The following is a 13,807-nucleotide window of genomic DNA, read 5'->3' as shown; positions in this document are numbered from 1 at the left end:
ACGCCCTGGATGATCGACGACCGACGGCCCCCGATCGGTTCCCGGGGGCCGGTCGGCGACGGTGGCCGCGCGGCGGTCGGCGACGGTGGCCGCGCGGCGGTCGGCGACGGTGGCCGCGCGCGGTCAGAGGATGGCGCGGCCGACCAGGTAGACGGCCGGGGCCGCCACGGTCAGCGGCAGCGCCACTCCGGCGGTCATGTGCACGAACCGGGACGGGTAGTCGTAGCTCGCCACCCGCAGCCCGATGAGCACGCACCCGCCGACCGCGAGACCGAGCAGCACGCCCTTCGCCCCCATGTCGGTCGTATTGCCGAAGGTGAGGCCCGCACCCGCGCCCGCGAGCAGGGCCACCCCGAGGGAGGCGATTCCGGGCAGCGGAAGGGCCCGGACGAGCGTGGCCGCCGCGACGGCGGCCCCGCCCACCGTCACCGCGTCCGGGGCCGCCGCGAGAAATCCGCCCGCGAGCACCGCGAGCGAGGCCGAGACGACCGTGGCCATCAGGCCGTACATCCGCTCGTCGGCCCCCGCGTGGCTGCGGAGCTGGAGGACCACGGTGAGCAGCACCCAGACGCCCAGGGTGCCCAGCAGCGCGGCGGGGCCGTGCTCCCGGCCCGCGGCGAGCAGCGCGACGTCGGCGACCAGCCCTCCGGCGAAGGCGAGCGCGATGCCCTGGCGGGCGGGCCACATGCCGTTGAGCCGGAACCATCCGGCGGCCGTCACCGCCTGGAGGAGCACCACGGGGACGAGCAGCGCGTACGGCCCGATCGCCGCGCCCCCCGCGAGCAGCAGGCCGAGCACGGCGGTGAGCGCAGCGGGCTGCATCCCCGGCGCGATGATCGGCGAGCGCCCTTCCGCGCGGGCGCGCTGGGCGTCGGTGATCCGGGCGTTGCCCAGCGTCGTGGGCGCGCTGTAGCCCGTGTCGTCGGCCTCCGGCCGCACGGTCATGGGCGCGGGGACGGGCCCGGGTGCCGCGGGGGCCACGGGCGCGGCCGGGACCTCGGGTGGCAGCGGGAAGGAGCCCGAGGCCCCTTGGGGCGGGAGATAGGCGGTGTCGGCCGCCGAAGCCGCCGAGGGCCGGTACGGCTGGTGCGGCTGTCCCTGCGCCTGCCCCTGCGCGTGCCCCTGACCTTGTTGCTGCGGTTCACCAAACTGCGGCTGGTGCTGCGGGTGCTGCTGCGGGTGCTGCTGCGGATCCTGGTACTGCTGCTCGTACAGAGGGCGCGGCTCCGGCGTCGCGTACGGACCCGGCTGCTGCTGTCCGTACGGATCGGGCTGTGCCGTCGCGTACGCATCGGGCTGCTGCTGTCCGTACGGATCGGGCTGCGGCGTCGCGTACGGACCCGGCTGCTGCTGCGGCTGCCCGTAACCCTGCCCCGGCCCCTGGCCCTGTCCCGGGCCCAGATCCCCCGCCCGGTGCTGTTCCCCGCCCGGGCGGATCGTCGGCTGGTACTGCGTGTCCCAGGTCGGCGCCTGCCACGTCTGCGTCCCGCCCTGGTCGAAGGCGGCCGGGTCCTGGGGAGTGGCGGACTGCCCGGCCGTCCCGTCGGGCCAGTGCGGCGACGCCGGGTGCTGCTGCCGCTCGGGGTCGTACGGATACGGATACTGCTGATCGCTGCTGCTCATGGCCTGCGGTTCACCCTCCTGCGAACGGCGGGAGCACCTCGACCGTGCCGCCCTCGGCAAGGCGTACGGTCTCATGCCCACGGGCCCCGACCGGGTTCCCGTCGACGAGGAACGAGCACCGCCGGAGCACCTGGCTCAGCTCGCCGGGGTGCCTTCCGCGCACCGCGTCGAGCGCCTCGGCGAGGGTCTCCGCCGCGTACGGTTCCTCCGCGGTGCCCGCCGCGGCCTTGGCCGCGGCCCAGTAGCGGATCGTCCCCGCTGCCATGGCGCCACTCCTTCGGGTCGGTTCGTCGGACGCCTCGTGCGTCAGCTCTCCATGATGGGCCACGCGCGCGGTGCGGCCGTCGCCCAGTCGGCGATCCGGGCGAGCAGGGCGTCGTCCGCCGCGTTCTCGGCGTGGCCCATCCCCCGCTCCAGCCACAGCTCCGCGCCACCGGGCCCGGCCGCCTCGGCCAGCATCCTCGGATGGTCCAGCGGGAAGTAGGGGTCCCGGTCGCCGTGCACGAGCAGCAGCGGGGCCGGGGCGATCAGCGGGACCGCGGCGACCGGGGAGAGCGGGACGGGGTCCCAGTCCGCGGTCGCGATGCGGGTACGGAGTCCGTAGCGCCCGACGAGGCGGCCCGAGGGGCGGGTGACCACCCAGTGCAGCCGGCGCATCGGGGCCGTCCCCCGGTAGTACCAGCGAGCGGGAGCGCTGACGGAGACCACCGCGTCCGCATGCGCCTCCGCGCTCCCCGTGCGCCCCGCGCGCGCCGGTACACGAACGGGTGCCTGCCCCGCCACGGATTCCGCCGTGTGGAGAGCACCGTGCCGGAGCACCACCGAGCCGCCCATCGAGAACCCGACCGTCACCACCCGGGAGTGCCCCAGCTCCCGCGCCCAGGCCACCGCGGCGGCCAGGTCCAGCACCTCGCGGTCGCCCACCGTGGAGCGCCCGCCGGACCGCCCGTGGCCCCGGAACGAGAACGTGACCACGGCCGCACGCCGGGCGAAGACCCGTGCGGCGCGCCGCACGGCGGGGCGGTCGGCCGAGCCGGTGAACCCGTGCGCGACGACGATCGCGGGGGCCGCCGCCTGCCGCTCGAACGCTTCGTCCCCCGGCGCCCCGGCACCCGCCGTACACGGCTCGTACACCGCCTCGACCGGTACGCCGTCATCCGTCAGCAACGTGGCGAATCGTGGGGGGCGCGTGAGCAAGGGAACAGAGGAACCCGGGAATCGACCCTCGGACACGGAACTCATGTGGGCTATTCTGCTGCGAAGAGGATCCGGGCAAAGCAGCCCCCGGGTCCTTTTGTGCTTTACCCGCGTTGTTACGACGACGTTTCCACAAGCTCAGCGGTTCCAGGGCGCGGGACCGCACCGTGAAACCCGCATGACGCGGACCGCATGACCGCATGACCGCATGACGTACGAAGCAGTGCCGCATACTCCCCCGGGCCCGAACCGGGAGTGCCCCTCTCGCAGGGAACGAGGAGGACCGACGTAATGGGCGAGCGAACCGTGCAACATGATCGACCGAACCAGGCAGGTGGCCGGCGATGAGTTCACTGCTGCTTCTGACGAACGCACTCCAGCCGTCGACGGAGGTGCTCCCCGCCCTCGGGCTCCTGCTCCACAGCGTGCGGGTGGCCCCCGCCGAGGGCCCGGCCCTCGTGGACACCCCGGGCGCCGACACGATCCTCGTCGACGGGCGGCGCGACCTTCCACAGGTCCGTTCGCTCTGTCAGCTGCTGCGGTCCACGGGACCCGGCTGTCCGCTGATACTCGTCGTCACCGAGGGCGGTCTCGCGGCCGTCACCGCCGACTGGGGCGTCGACGACGTCCTGCTGGACACGGCGGGACCGGCCGAGGTCGAGGCCCGGCTGCGCCTCGCCATGGGCCGCCGGCAGATCACCTCCGACGACTCCCCGATGGAGATCCGCAACGGTGATCTCTCCGTCGACGAGGCGACGTACAGCGCGAAACTCAAGGGCCGGGTCCTGGACCTGACCTTCAAGGAATTCGAACTGCTGAAATACCTCGCCCAGCACCCGGGCAGGGTGTTCACCCGCGCCCAGCTCCTCCAGGAGGTCTGGGGCTACGACTACTTCGGCGGTACGCGGACGGTCGACGTCCACGTACGGCGACTGCGCGCCAAGCTCGGCCCCGAGCACGAGTCGCTGATCGGCACCGTGCGCAATGTCGGCTACCGCTTCGTCACGCCGGAGAAGGTCGAGCGCGCGGCGGAGGAGGCGAAGGACCGGGCCGCCGCCCAGCAGAGGGCGGCCGGCCAGCAGAGGGCGGCCGGCCCCGTCGCCCGATCGGAGCAGTCCTCTTCGGCCACGGTGCCGGAAGAAGCCCCGGTAGAGGCTGCCAAGAGGTAGGTCCATCCGCGTAGACTGCGGCGCGTGGCCAAGGTGACGCGGGACGATGTGGCGAGACTGGCGGGGACGTCGACCGCGGTCGTCAGCTACGTCATCAACAACGGACCCCGGCCGGTCGCCCCGGCCACGCGTGAGCGGGTGCTCGCCGCGATCAAGCAGTTGGGCTACCGGCCCGACCGGGTCGCCCAGGCCATGGCCTCGCGCCGCACGGACCTCATAGGAATGATCGTGCCGGACGCCCGGCAGCCGTTCTTCGCGGAGATGGCGCACGCGGTCGAACAGGCCGCCGCCGAGCGCGGGAAGATGGTGCTCGTCGGCAACTCCGACTACCGCGACGAGCGTGAGGTCCACTATCTGCGGGCCTTCCTCGGTATGCGCGTCTCCGGACTGATCCTGGTCAGCCAGGGGCCCAGTGAGCGCGCCGCCGCCGAGATCGAGGCCTGGGACGCCCGGGTCGTCCTGCTGCACGAGCGCCCCGAGGCGATCGACGACGTCGCCGTCGTCACCGACGACGTGGGCGGCGCGCAGCTCGCCACCCGGCATCTGCTGGAGCACGGCAACGCGTACGTGGCCTGTCTCGGCGGCACGGAGGAGACCCCGGCGGTCGGCGACCCGGTCGCCGACCACGTCGAGGGCTGGCGGCGGGCGATGCACGAGTCGGGGCGCTCCACGGAGGGCCGGCTCTTCCAGGCCCCGTACAACCGCTACGACGCCTATCAGGTGGCCCTCGGGCTGCTGGCGGGCCCGGACCGGCCCCCGGCGATCTTCTGCGCCACGGACGACCAGGCCTTCGGCGTGCTGCGGGCCGCCCGTGAGCTGCGCATCGACGTGCCGGGCGAGCTGGCGGTGGCGGGCTTCGACGACGTGAAGGAAGCCGGCCTCACCGATCCGCCGCTGACCACGGTCCACTCCGACCGCCCGGCGATGGCGCGGGCGGCGGTGGACCTGGTGCTCGACGACTCGCTGCGGGTCTCGGGGTCGCGGCGCGAGCGGCTGAAGCAGTTCCCCTCCGCGCTGGTGGTCCGGCGCTCGTGCGGCTGCGGGGAGCCCCCCGCGTCCGCCTGATCGCCCGCTCTGCGGATCTTCGGCCCTACTTCGGCACCTCTTCGGATCTTCGGTCCTTACAGCGGGCATACGCGGTTCTTCCGGGCTTCTCAGGACGTACTCAGTCCCTTCTCATCTTCGCTGCCCAGCCTGGTGGACATGACGGAGAACCTTCGCCCCAGCGGCGCGTACACCACGGACCAGGACCCGACCCCGTACGGCTACGGCACGGCGTACGACGGCGCCCCGGGCGGCTACCCGCCGCCGCCCCCGTACGCCCCCAGCGCCCCCACCACCAGGCGCCGGGCGAAGCGGCCGGTCGCGCTGCTGGCGGCGGTGGCGCTCGCGGCGGGCGTGGTCGGCGGCGGCACCGCGACCCTCGTCGGCCAGCTGAACGGCGGGGGCTCCGGAGCCCCCGGCTCGGGCGGCGCGGTCAACGGCACCACCGTCTCGCAGTCCAGCAAGGGCACCGTATCGGGCGTGGCTGAGGCGGTCTCGCCCGCGATCGTGGAGATCGGCGCGGCCTCGTCGGCGGGCAGCTCCACCGGGTCGGGCGTGGTGATCACCGAGGACGGCGAGATCGTCACCAACAACCACGTCATCTCGGGCGCGCGGCAGATCCAGGTCACGCTCTCCACCGGCAAGACCTATACGGCCGACGTCGTGGGCACCGACCCCGCCAAGGACCTCGCGCTCATCAAGCTCCGGGGCGCGAGCGGCCTGAAGACGGCGACGCTCGGCGACTCCTCGCAGGTCAAGGTCGGCGACCAGGTCGTGGCGATCGGCTCGCCCGAGGGCCTGACCGGCACCGTCACCAGCGGCATCGTCTCCGCGCTCGACCGGGACGTCACCGTCGCCAAGGACGACTCCGGCAGCTCGGGACAGGGCCAGGGCCAGGGCCAGCAGGGCGGCGGCCAGCAGTGGCCGTTCGAGTTCGGGGGACAGCAGTTCAACGGCGACACGGGCGAGGAGACGACCACGTACAAGGCGCTCCAGACCGACGCGTCGCTCAACCCCGGCAACTCCGGCGGTGCGCTGATCAACATGGACGGCGAGATCATCGGCATCAACTCCGCGATGTACGCGCCGAGTTCCTCGGCGGCGGGCAGCGGCTCCGCGGCGGGCAGCGTGGGCCTCGGCTTCGCGATCCCGGTGGACACCCTCAAGGCCGACCTGGACACCCTGCGCGCGGGCGACGGCTCCTGATCCCGCACAGCACCCCGGCCGTGCAAGGCTGAGGCACCCCCGCAAGGCGGGACGGACCAGGTCGACACGAGAAGAGGACGAGACAGCGATGAGCCCCGCCGAAGACGATCCCCAGCGCATCCTGATCGTCGACGACGAGCCGGCCGTGCGCGAGGCGCTCCAGCGCAGCCTCGCCTTCGAGGGGTACGGGACGCAGGTCGCGGTCGACGGGTACGACGCCCTGGCGATGGCCGAGGCCTACGCCCCCGACCTCATCGTGCTGGACATCCAGATGCCCCGGATGGACGGCCTCACCGCCGCCCGCCGCATCCGGGCCACCGGCTCCACCACGCCCATCCTCATGCTCACCGCCCGCGACACCGTCGGCGACCGGGTCACCGGCCTCGACGCCGGGGCGGACGACTACCTGGTCAAACCGTTCGAGCTGGACGAGCTGTTCGCCCGCATCCGGGCCCTGCTGCGCCGCAGCTCCTACGCCTCGGCGGCGGGCGCGGACGCCCCCGACGACGACGTCCTCTCCTTCGCCGACCTGCGGATGGACCTGGCGACCCGCGAGGTCACCCGGGGCGAGCGGCGGGTCGAGCTGACCCGCACCGAGTTCACACTGCTGGAGATGTTCCTGTCCCACCCGCGCCAGGTGCTGACCCGGGAACAGATCCTCAAGGCCGTCTGGGGCTTCGACTTCGAGCCGAGCTCCAACTCCCTGGACGTGTACGTGATGTATCTGCGCCGCAAGACGGAGGCGGGCGGCGAACCGCGCCTCGTCCACACCGTGCGCGGGGTGGGGTACGCGCTGCGCACGGGCGGGAGCGGGGAGGCGTGAGCGGTCCGGCGCCCGCAGCGGGTGGGCGGGAGCGGGGAGGCTTGAGCGCCCCCGCGCACGGGCGGGAGCGGGCCGGCGTGAGCCCGGTGCGCCGGTTCCGGGCGCTGCCGCTGCGCTCCCGGCTCGCGATGCTGGTCGCGACGGCGGTCGCGGTGGCGGTCGCCGCGGTGGCCGCCGCCTGCTGGCTGACCACCCGGGACCGGCTGACCGAGCAGCTCGACACGACGCTGTCCCAGGTCAAGCCCAACGAGAACGCGATCAGGCTGCTGACGGCGTCCTGCACCAGCGGACTGCCCGGTGACCTCCAGGTCGTGACCGGCCCGTACACGATCCAGCTGGTGCCGGCCGTGGGCGCGAAGCCGTGCACGGTGCCGGGCAGGTCCGCCATCCCGATCGACGCCACCGACCGGGCCGTCGCCGCCGGGCTGCGCGAGGACGCGACGCACACCACGAAGGCCGAGGACGGTGCGCAGATGCGCGTCCACACCTCGCCCGCCGGTCCGGACCGGCCGGGCCTCGCGGTCTCCGTGGCCGTCCCCATGGCCCAGGTCACCGATCCGCTGAACCAGCTGGCCTGGGTGCTGCTCGCCGTCTCCGGCATCGGTGTCGTAGGGGCGGGCGCGGCCGGGCTGTGGATCGCGCGCGCCGGACTCCGGCCGGTCGACGAGCTGACCGAGGCCGTCGAGCACGTGGCCCGCACCGAGGACCTGACCGTACGCATCCCGGTGGACGGCGAGGACGAGATCGCCCGGCTCTCCAGCTCGTTCAACTCGATGACGGCCCAGCTCGCCTCCTCCCGCGACCGCCAGGCGCAGCTGATCGCGGACGCGGGCCACGAGCTGCGCACCCCGCTGACCTCGCTCCGGACGAACGTGGAGCTGCTGGCCCGCAGCGACGAGACGGGCCGGATGATCCCGCCGGAGGACCGCAAGGCGCTGATGGCCTCGGTGAAGGCCCAGATGACGGAGTTGGCCGCGCTGATCGGCGACCTCCAGGAACTGGCCCGCCCCGACGCGGCCGAGCCCGGCCCGCTCCAGGTGGTGGCCCTGCACGAGACCACCCGCACCGCCCTGCGCCGCGCCCGCCTGCGCGGCCCGGAACTGACGATCACGGAGGACCTGGCCCCCTGGTACGTACGCGCGGAGCCGGCCGCCCTGGAACGGGCGATCGTCAACGTCCTGGACAACGCGGTGAAGTTCAGCCCGCCGGGCGGCACGGTCGACGTACGCCTGCACCGGGGCGAGCTGACGGTCCGGGACCGGGGCCCCGGCATCCCCGCCGAGGACCTCCCGCACGTCTTCGAACGCTTCTGGCGCTCCCCGACCGCCCGTCAGCTCCCCGGCTCGGGCCTGGGCCTGTCCATCGTGGCCCGTACGGTGCACCAGGCGGGCGGCTCGATCGCCCTGCGCCCGGCCCCGGACGACGGCCCCGGCACCGTGGCGGCGCTCACACTGCCGGGGGCGCCGACGCCGCCGCCGGGGATGTGAGGCCGGGGACGGCGGGTGCCGCTCACCCCGTCGGGTTGTGCCGGATCAGCGACTCGACCAGGCCGGACCGCTGGTTCGGGTAGTCCAGCGGGACGATGCCGAGCCCCGTCCATCCGGCGGTCTCCGCGCGCTCCAGGAAGGTGTGCACCTGCGGGTTGAGCCGGTCGGCGTTCCAGCGGGGCGGCATCAGGGCGGCGGTGGACACGTAGTTCATGAAGAACTTGCCCGGCTGCTGGGCCGCCCTGCGGAACTGGGCCTCGATCTTGGGGTACTTGGCGAACGGCTCCGCCATGTAGTCGTCCTGGATGTCGAAGAGGGCCTGGTCCCCGTACCGCACCCCGGGCAGCCCTCCGTTGTCCGCGAGGAGCACCACCTTGCCCCGGGCCCCGCCGAGGTCGGGCAGGGTGGCGTCGAGACGGAACAGCGACCGCCAGCCGCGTACGTCCAGGTAGTCGTCGAAGACCGCCCGGAACGCCGCGTCGTTCGCGGACGAGTGCTCCTGCTTGACCCGCATCAGCACGGTCTCGGTCGGCCGCGTGGCGAGGAAGTCCCGGCAGGCGACGAGGACGTCTCCGAACATCAGGTTCTGGAACGAGGCCCCGTGGTGGATCGCGAACGAGCCGTCGATGAGCCGGCACCGTATGTCGAGGAAGCGGATGCCGCTGCTCAACTGCTGGGCGATCGTCGTGTTCTGGCACTCCGACCAGGGACCGCCGAACCGGGCACCCGAGTCGTGCGTGCCCGGGATCGTGAGCTGCCGGAGCGCGGTGCCGTCGGGCAGGGCGGCCATCCAGTCGTGCGTCCCCCGGACCGCCCGGCCGGCCTCCCGCGTGGCGGCGACGGCGGGGGCCGCGCCGACGATCGCGGTGGCGGAGACGGCGAGGGCGCCGGCCAGGAAGACCCTGCGGGAGGGCCGGGACGGGGGACCGGGCGTGCGCGTGGGGCTGGGGCTGGACATGGGCGGGTGCCTCCAAGGGCCGTGGGGGGTGGGGGGGTGTCTGGCCTTCCGAGCCCCTTGGATTCTGACGGGCACACGTCACCTCTGGAAGAGGGCGGGCCCCCGTCCTCCTCCGGAGGTGGACCGGACCCCCTCCTCTTCCGGCGATGCCCCCGGCCGCGCTCGCCGGTTCAGCCCGCGTGCTGGTACGAGGGGTAGGTGACGTACCCCCCGTCACCCCCCTGGAAGTACGTCGCCTCGTCCTCCGGGGCGATCGGCAGCCCGGCGCGCATCCGCTCGACCAGGTCCGGGTTGGCGATGAAGGCCCGGCCGAAGCTGATGAGATCGGCGCCCAGGCCGAGCCAGCGGTCCGCGTCCGAACGCCCGGCGCGCTTGGGCCCCATCGGCAGCACCGGGTTCATGATCAGCGTGCCGGGCCACGCGCGGCGCAGGGCGACCAGCACCTCCTCGTCGGCCGTCGCCTCCAGGTGCACGTAGGCCGGCTCCAGACGGGCCAACTCCGCCAGCAGTACGGCGTAGAGCTCGGGTACGTCCCGCTCCTCGACGCCCCAGAACTCCCCGCCCGGCGAGAGCCGGATGCCGGTCCTGGCCGCGCCCACGGCGTCGACGGTCGCCGCCATCGCGTCGACGGCGAACCGCACCCGGTTGGCGAGCGAGCCACCGTAGCGGTCGGTGCGGAGGTTGGCGTTCGAGGAGAGGAACTGGGAGATCAAGTAGCCGTTGGCGCCGTGGAGTTCCACGCCGTCGAACCCGGCGTCGACGGCCCGGCGGGCAGCGGACGCGTAGGACTCGGCGTGCTCGGGCACCTCCGCCGTCTCCAGGGCGCGCGGCACCGGCACGGGCTGCGGGCCGGTCGGGGTGAACACCTCGCCGGTCGCCGCGACGGCGGAGGGCCCGACCGGCCGCAGCCCGTTGGTGTCCGGGTGCGAGACCCGGCCGCCGTGCATGATCTGGGCGAAGATCCGGCCGCCGTTGGCGTGCACCGCGGCGGTCACCGGCCGCCACGAGGCGACCTGCTCGTCGGTGTGGAGTCCCGGCGTACCGGGGTTGGACTGCCCGACCAGGCTCGGCTGCGCCCCCTCGCTCACGATGAGCCCGGCGGACGCCCGCTGCGCGTAGTACGTGGCCATCGACGGTGTCGCCAGCCCTCCTGCGGCCGCCCGGACGCGGCTCATCGGCGCCATCACCACCCGGTTGGGCAACCGCAGGTCACCGAGGCGGTAGCTGTCGAAAAGGCTCTGGTTCATGGCGCGAATCTCCTGGCTCCATCAGCTCCGAAGCACCCGTGAACCGGGTACGGCGCTACGCTAAAACCTGACATCAATGTGAGGGGCAAGCCCGTACGGCGATCCTCTCGGCGGGGAGCGGAGGGGCCACACCATGCGCATCGGAGAACTCGCGGCCGTCACGGGGGCCAGCGTCCGGTCCCTGCGCTACTACGAGGAGCAGCGGCTCCTGACGAGCAGCCGCAGCCCGAGCGGCCAGCGGCACTACACGCACGCCGAGATCGAGCGGGTCCACTTCATCCAGCGGCTCTACGCCGCCGGCCTGTCCAGCCGCACCATCATGGAGCTGCTGCCCTGCGTCGACGCCCCCAGCGAGGAGACCTCCGACGCGGCGATGGAGCGCATGGAACAGGAACGGGAGCGGCTCTCCGCGCACATCGACGACCTCCGCTCCACCCGGGACGCCCTGGATGTCCTGATGGCCGTGAACCGGACCCACCGCAGCACGCTGCGCCCGGGGGCGCGAAGTGTCCGCGACAAAGACGGAGCGGGTCGCCTTCCTTAACGGAAAACAGCGGAAGAGTATATTCAGCGCGGCCGTTTCCGGAATTTCCGAGCCGCCCTGAAAACCTTTACCGGAGATCTCGAACTGGCCTTAGTCTGAGGCCACTTCGGGACCTCCGGCACGCGATCGAGCGACGCCCGGACCCCTTTCTCTCCACCCTCCGCGCATTCCGGATCCCGGAATGCGCGGCTATGAAAAGCGAGGAAGACCTGTGCGACGCATGACCTCCGCCCTCCTTTCCCTGAGCGCCCTGCTGACCGCCTCCGTCCTGGCGGCCCCGGCGGCCGGAGCCACCTCGCACGACGGCCGCCCGGCCGACAGCACCACGCGCGAGGTCTCCGCAGGTGGCGCCCCCGCAGGCTGGGAGAAGGTGAACGGCGACGACCTGGCACACATCGCCGAGTCGACCGACAGACAGCAGTCCCTGTCCGCCTCCGGCAGAAGCGCCGCCGCCCCGGCCGACGACTCCGGCCCCATGGCCATCAAGTCGATGCGCAACGGGAAGTTCGCGGTCACCGAGGTGAATTACGCCGCGCCCAACACCGGTGCGGTGCGCGCCCGTTCCACCGACGTCTTCGGCGCCTGGGAGAGCTTCGCGTTCGAGTGGGACGAGGCCAGCCAGACCATCGCTCTCAAGTCCCTCGCGAACAACCGCTACGTGGCGGTCGAAAAGAACTTCACCGGCCAGGCGCAGAACGTGCTGCGGGCCCGTTCGACGACCGCCGGCGGCTGGGAGCGGTTCGTGCTCTATTACAACGAGGACCTGAACCTCTACGCGCTCCAGTCCACCCTGAACAACCTCTTCGTCGCGATGGAGAACAGCTACACGGGTTCGCTCCAGTACGCGCTGCGCGCCCGCTCCGCCGATGTCACCGGCTCCTGGGAGCAGTTCGACCTGTACAACATCGTCGGCTGACACCGCCCGCCCGTGGCCCGGCCTCCCTCAGCACCCGGACGGAGGCCGGGTCGCGGCGCGCGCCCGGACCACACCGCGAGGGAACGGGCCTCCCTCGTCGCCCTCAGCCGGTAGCCGTGAGCGCGGAGACCCCCGGCCCGCTCAGCTCCTCGACCGCCTGCCGCCGGCCGGACACCGCCAGGAGCAGGGACAGCGCGGGGCCCGTCACCTCCGGCCCCTCCCCGATCGACAGGTCGGCGTCGGTCGCCGTCAGCCGTACGGACGCCACCGTCTCCTTCGCCCCGCCGAAGGCCGCCGGCGTACGCGCCTGAAGGCGCAGCGCGCGGACCACGGCCTCCTGGGGGTAGGAGCGGACCAGGCCCACCGCACGGCGGATGTCCTCGCCGTGGACGACCTCCTCGACCAGCCGGGTGTCGAGCGGGGCCGGAGGAGTCGTCGTCCGCGACACCACCCGCCGCAGCCGCTCCAGCGTCTCCTGCGGCGAGGCCCCGCGCTCGCGCTCCACGCCGCGCGCGTTCTGACGGTCGAAGTCGAACCGCGCCCGTACGAGGCCCGCCACGAAGCCGATCCGCGTCGTACGGGCGGTGTCCACCAGGTGCGCGGCCACATCGTGCACCGTCCATCCCTCGCAGAGCGACGGCGCGTCCCACTGCCCGGCGTCCAGCCGCGCGAGGTCGTCGGCCAGCGCGGCGCGCTCGGCGTGCACCATCCGCCAGATCCCGCGCTTCGTGTCGCTCTCCACGGCTGCCTCCACTCGAACCGGTGACCACATCTGCCGTAGGAGACCGGGGGCGCCACCGAAACTCATCGCATCCCGGACCACCGGAAATGGATCAAGAAAGGTGATCTTGTCCAACTGTGTCATGGCTTCGTAACAGCACGCAGACAGTACAACTCCACCGCGTCACGACCTATCCAACAGGACGTGACCCACGCCACTCCAAGGGATGGGGATCCGGGCGCCGGACCAGGCGTCCCGCCATGACCGCTCGAGAAACCGGGGAACGACATGACCAACATCCGACGCGCGTCAGCCATCGGCGCCGCCGTCACCGCCACCGCCTGCGCCGCGATCACCCTCGCCCCGGCCGCCGTGGCGGCGGAGCCAACGGCCCAGCGGGCCACCGCCGCACCCAAGGCCGCCGCGGCCGCGAAGTACAACGGCGCCTGCGGCGGGGGCTACTCCGTGGTGAACTCGGCTCAGATCGGCACCAAGGGCACCGTTTTCCTCACCTACAGCTCCGCCACCGGCAAGAACTGTGTGGTGACCGTCCGCACCACGCCCGGAAAGGCCGTGCACATGACGGCCTCGCTCGGGTTCGCCTCCCCCACCACGACCGTCTCGGACACGGGCTACTACACGACGTACGCGGGACCGGTCTATCTCGACGCACGCGGCCTGTGCGTGACGTGGCGCGGCGAGATCGCCGGTGAGGTCGCCGGCAAGAACGGCACCAACTGCGGCTCCCTGGCCGCGAACCGGGGCTGATCCCACGCCGAACGGATTCGGCCCGGTGGGTGGTGTGGTGCCGCCGGTGCTGCTGCATCCCGCGAGGGAGGCGCCCAGCACCACTGCCAGCACGGCGCCCATCG

At 72.9% G+C, this 13,807-nt stretch carries 14 protein-coding genes; 8 read left to right on the top strand and 6 right to left on the bottom strand.

Going from position 1 to position 13,807, the window contains the following annotated elements; all coding sequences use genetic code 11:
• Nucleotides 1-123 precede the first annotated feature (123 nt).
• From AB0F29_RS40260 to AB0F29_RS40250, 3 genes are read right to left on the bottom strand one after another with little or no spacing between them, the layout of a single operon-like run.
• Nucleotides 124-1,623, bottom strand: a complete 1,500-nt coding sequence (locus AB0F29_RS40260) for a hypothetical protein (protein WP_361883615.1) — start codon at nt 1,621-1,623, stop codon at nt 124-126.
• A gap of 10 nt (nt 1,624-1,633) precedes the next feature.
• Nucleotides 1,634-1,888: a MoaD/ThiS family protein gene (locus AB0F29_RS40255; RefSeq protein ID WP_361883612.1), complete on the bottom strand. Its 255-nt coding sequence runs from the start codon at nt 1,886-1,888 to the stop codon at nt 1,634-1,636.
• A 41-nt stretch (nt 1,889-1,929) separates the two neighbouring features.
• Nucleotides 1,930-2,790 (bottom strand): alpha/beta fold hydrolase, encoded by an 861-nt coding sequence (locus AB0F29_RS40250; protein WP_361883609.1) that lies wholly within the window; start codon nt 2,788-2,790, stop codon nt 1,930-1,932.
• A 374-nt stretch (nt 2,791-3,164) separates the two neighbouring features.
• Here AB0F29_RS40250 and AB0F29_RS40245 point away from each other — a divergent pair, with 374 nt between their 5' ends.
• The 5 genes from AB0F29_RS40245 (at nt 3,165) to AB0F29_RS40225 (ending at nt 8,549) form a co-directional block, all read left to right on the top strand.
• A complete protein-coding gene (locus AB0F29_RS40245) occupies nt 3,165-3,989 on the top strand; it encodes a response regulator transcription factor (protein WP_361883606.1) in 825 nt (274 codons plus the stop codon).
• Between the two features lie 24 nt (nt 3,990-4,013).
• Entirely contained in the window at nt 4,014-5,054 is a 1,041-nt protein-coding gene (locus AB0F29_RS40240) for a LacI family DNA-binding transcriptional regulator (RefSeq protein ID WP_215110868.1), read from the top strand.
• A gap of 138 nt (nt 5,055-5,192) precedes the next feature.
• Complete coding sequence (locus tag AB0F29_RS40235; RefSeq protein ID WP_361883603.1) at nt 5,193-6,239, top strand: trypsin-like peptidase domain-containing protein; 1,047 nt, start codon at nt 5,193-5,195, stop codon at nt 6,237-6,239.
• Nucleotides 6,240-6,327: 88 nt separating this feature from the next.
• Nucleotides 6,328-7,062: a response regulator transcription factor gene (locus AB0F29_RS40230; protein WP_361883600.1), complete on the top strand. Its 735-nt coding sequence runs from the start codon at nt 6,328-6,330 to the stop codon at nt 7,060-7,062.
• Between the two features lie 128 nt (nt 7,063-7,190).
• Nucleotides 7,191-8,549 (top strand): HAMP domain-containing sensor histidine kinase, encoded by a 1,359-nt coding sequence (locus AB0F29_RS40225; RefSeq protein WP_361883668.1) that lies wholly within the window; start codon nt 7,191-7,193, stop codon nt 8,547-8,549.
• A 22-nt stretch (nt 8,550-8,571) separates the two neighbouring features.
• Here the strand turns inward: AB0F29_RS40225 and AB0F29_RS40220 are convergent, their stop codons facing one another.
• Nucleotides 8,572-9,507 (bottom strand): phosphatidylinositol-specific phospholipase C domain-containing protein, encoded by a 936-nt coding sequence (locus AB0F29_RS40220; protein ID WP_361883597.1) that lies wholly within the window; start codon nt 9,505-9,507, stop codon nt 8,572-8,574.
• Between the two features lie 170 nt (nt 9,508-9,677).
• Nucleotides 9,678-10,754 (bottom strand): alkene reductase, encoded by a 1,077-nt coding sequence (locus AB0F29_RS40215; RefSeq protein WP_361883595.1) that lies wholly within the window; start codon nt 10,752-10,754, stop codon nt 9,678-9,680.
• A gap of 133 nt (nt 10,755-10,887) precedes the next feature.
• On the opposite strand from AB0F29_RS40215, the gene AB0F29_RS40210 reads away from it, so the two are divergent.
• Together AB0F29_RS40210 and AB0F29_RS40205 are read left to right on the top strand one after the other, a co-directional pair.
• Nucleotides 10,888-11,298: a MerR family transcriptional regulator gene (locus AB0F29_RS40210; protein WP_361883592.1), complete on the top strand. Its 411-nt coding sequence runs from the start codon at nt 10,888-10,890 to the stop codon at nt 11,296-11,298.
• A 220-nt stretch (nt 11,299-11,518) separates the two neighbouring features.
• Nucleotides 11,519-12,214 (top strand): hypothetical protein, encoded by a 696-nt coding sequence (locus AB0F29_RS40205; RefSeq protein ID WP_361883589.1) that lies wholly within the window; start codon nt 11,519-11,521, stop codon nt 12,212-12,214.
• 103 nt (nt 12,215-12,317) lie between these two features.
• Here the strand turns inward: AB0F29_RS40205 and AB0F29_RS40200 are convergent, their stop codons facing one another.
• Nucleotides 12,318-12,956: a maleylpyruvate isomerase family mycothiol-dependent enzyme gene (locus tag AB0F29_RS40200; protein WP_361883586.1), complete on the bottom strand. Its 639-nt coding sequence runs from the start codon at nt 12,954-12,956 to the stop codon at nt 12,318-12,320.
• Between the two features lie 267 nt (nt 12,957-13,223).
• On the opposite strand from AB0F29_RS40200, the gene AB0F29_RS40195 reads away from it, so the two are divergent.
• On the top strand, nt 13,224-13,703 hold the full coding sequence (locus AB0F29_RS40195; protein ID WP_361883583.1) for a spore-associated protein A: 480 nt from the start codon (nt 13,224-13,226) through the stop codon (nt 13,701-13,703).
• The last annotated feature ends 104 nt before the right edge of the window (nt 13,704-13,807 follow it).

It is taken from the genome of Streptomyces sp. NPDC026589, from assembly GCF_040638385.1.
Classification (GTDB): domain Bacteria; phylum Actinomycetota; class Actinomycetes; order Streptomycetales; family Streptomycetaceae; genus Streptomyces.
This window is presented reverse-complemented; position numbering and strand designations above follow the sequence as displayed.

Excerpts from the sequence above, each read along its gene's own strand:
- AB0F29_RS40260 (WP_361883615.1), bottom strand. The coding sequence starts at position 1,623 with ATGAGCAGCAGCGATCAGCAGTATCCGTATCCGTACGACCCCGAGCGG.
- AB0F29_RS40255 (WP_361883612.1), bottom strand. The coding sequence starts at position 1,888 with ATGGCAGCGGGGACGATCCGCTACTGGGCCGCGGCCAAGGCCGCGGCG.
- AB0F29_RS40245 (WP_361883606.1), top strand. The coding sequence starts at position 3,165 with ATGAGTTCACTGCTGCTTCTGACGAACGCACTCCAGCCGTCGACGGAG.
- AB0F29_RS40235 (WP_361883603.1), top strand. The coding sequence starts at position 5,193 with ATGACGGAGAACCTTCGCCCCAGCGGCGCGTACACCACGGACCAGGAC.
- AB0F29_RS40230 (WP_361883600.1), top strand. The coding sequence starts at position 6,328 with ATGAGCCCCGCCGAAGACGATCCCCAGCGCATCCTGATCGTCGACGAC.
- AB0F29_RS40225 (WP_361883668.1), top strand. The coding sequence starts at position 7,191 with ATGCTGGTCGCGACGGCGGTCGCGGTGGCGGTCGCCGCGGTGGCCGCC.
- AB0F29_RS40220 (WP_361883597.1), bottom strand. The coding sequence starts at position 9,507 with ATGTCCAGCCCCAGCCCCACGCGCACGCCCGGTCCCCCGTCCCGGCCC.
- AB0F29_RS40215 (WP_361883595.1), bottom strand. The coding sequence starts at position 10,754 with ATGAACCAGAGCCTTTTCGACAGCTACCGCCTCGGTGACCTGCGGTTG.
- AB0F29_RS40210 (WP_361883592.1), top strand. The coding sequence starts at position 10,888 with ATGCGCATCGGAGAACTCGCGGCCGTCACGGGGGCCAGCGTCCGGTCC.
- AB0F29_RS40205 (WP_361883589.1), top strand. The coding sequence starts at position 11,519 with ATGACCTCCGCCCTCCTTTCCCTGAGCGCCCTGCTGACCGCCTCCGTC.
- AB0F29_RS40195 (WP_361883583.1), top strand. The coding sequence starts at position 13,224 with ATGACCAACATCCGACGCGCGTCAGCCATCGGCGCCGCCGTCACCGCC.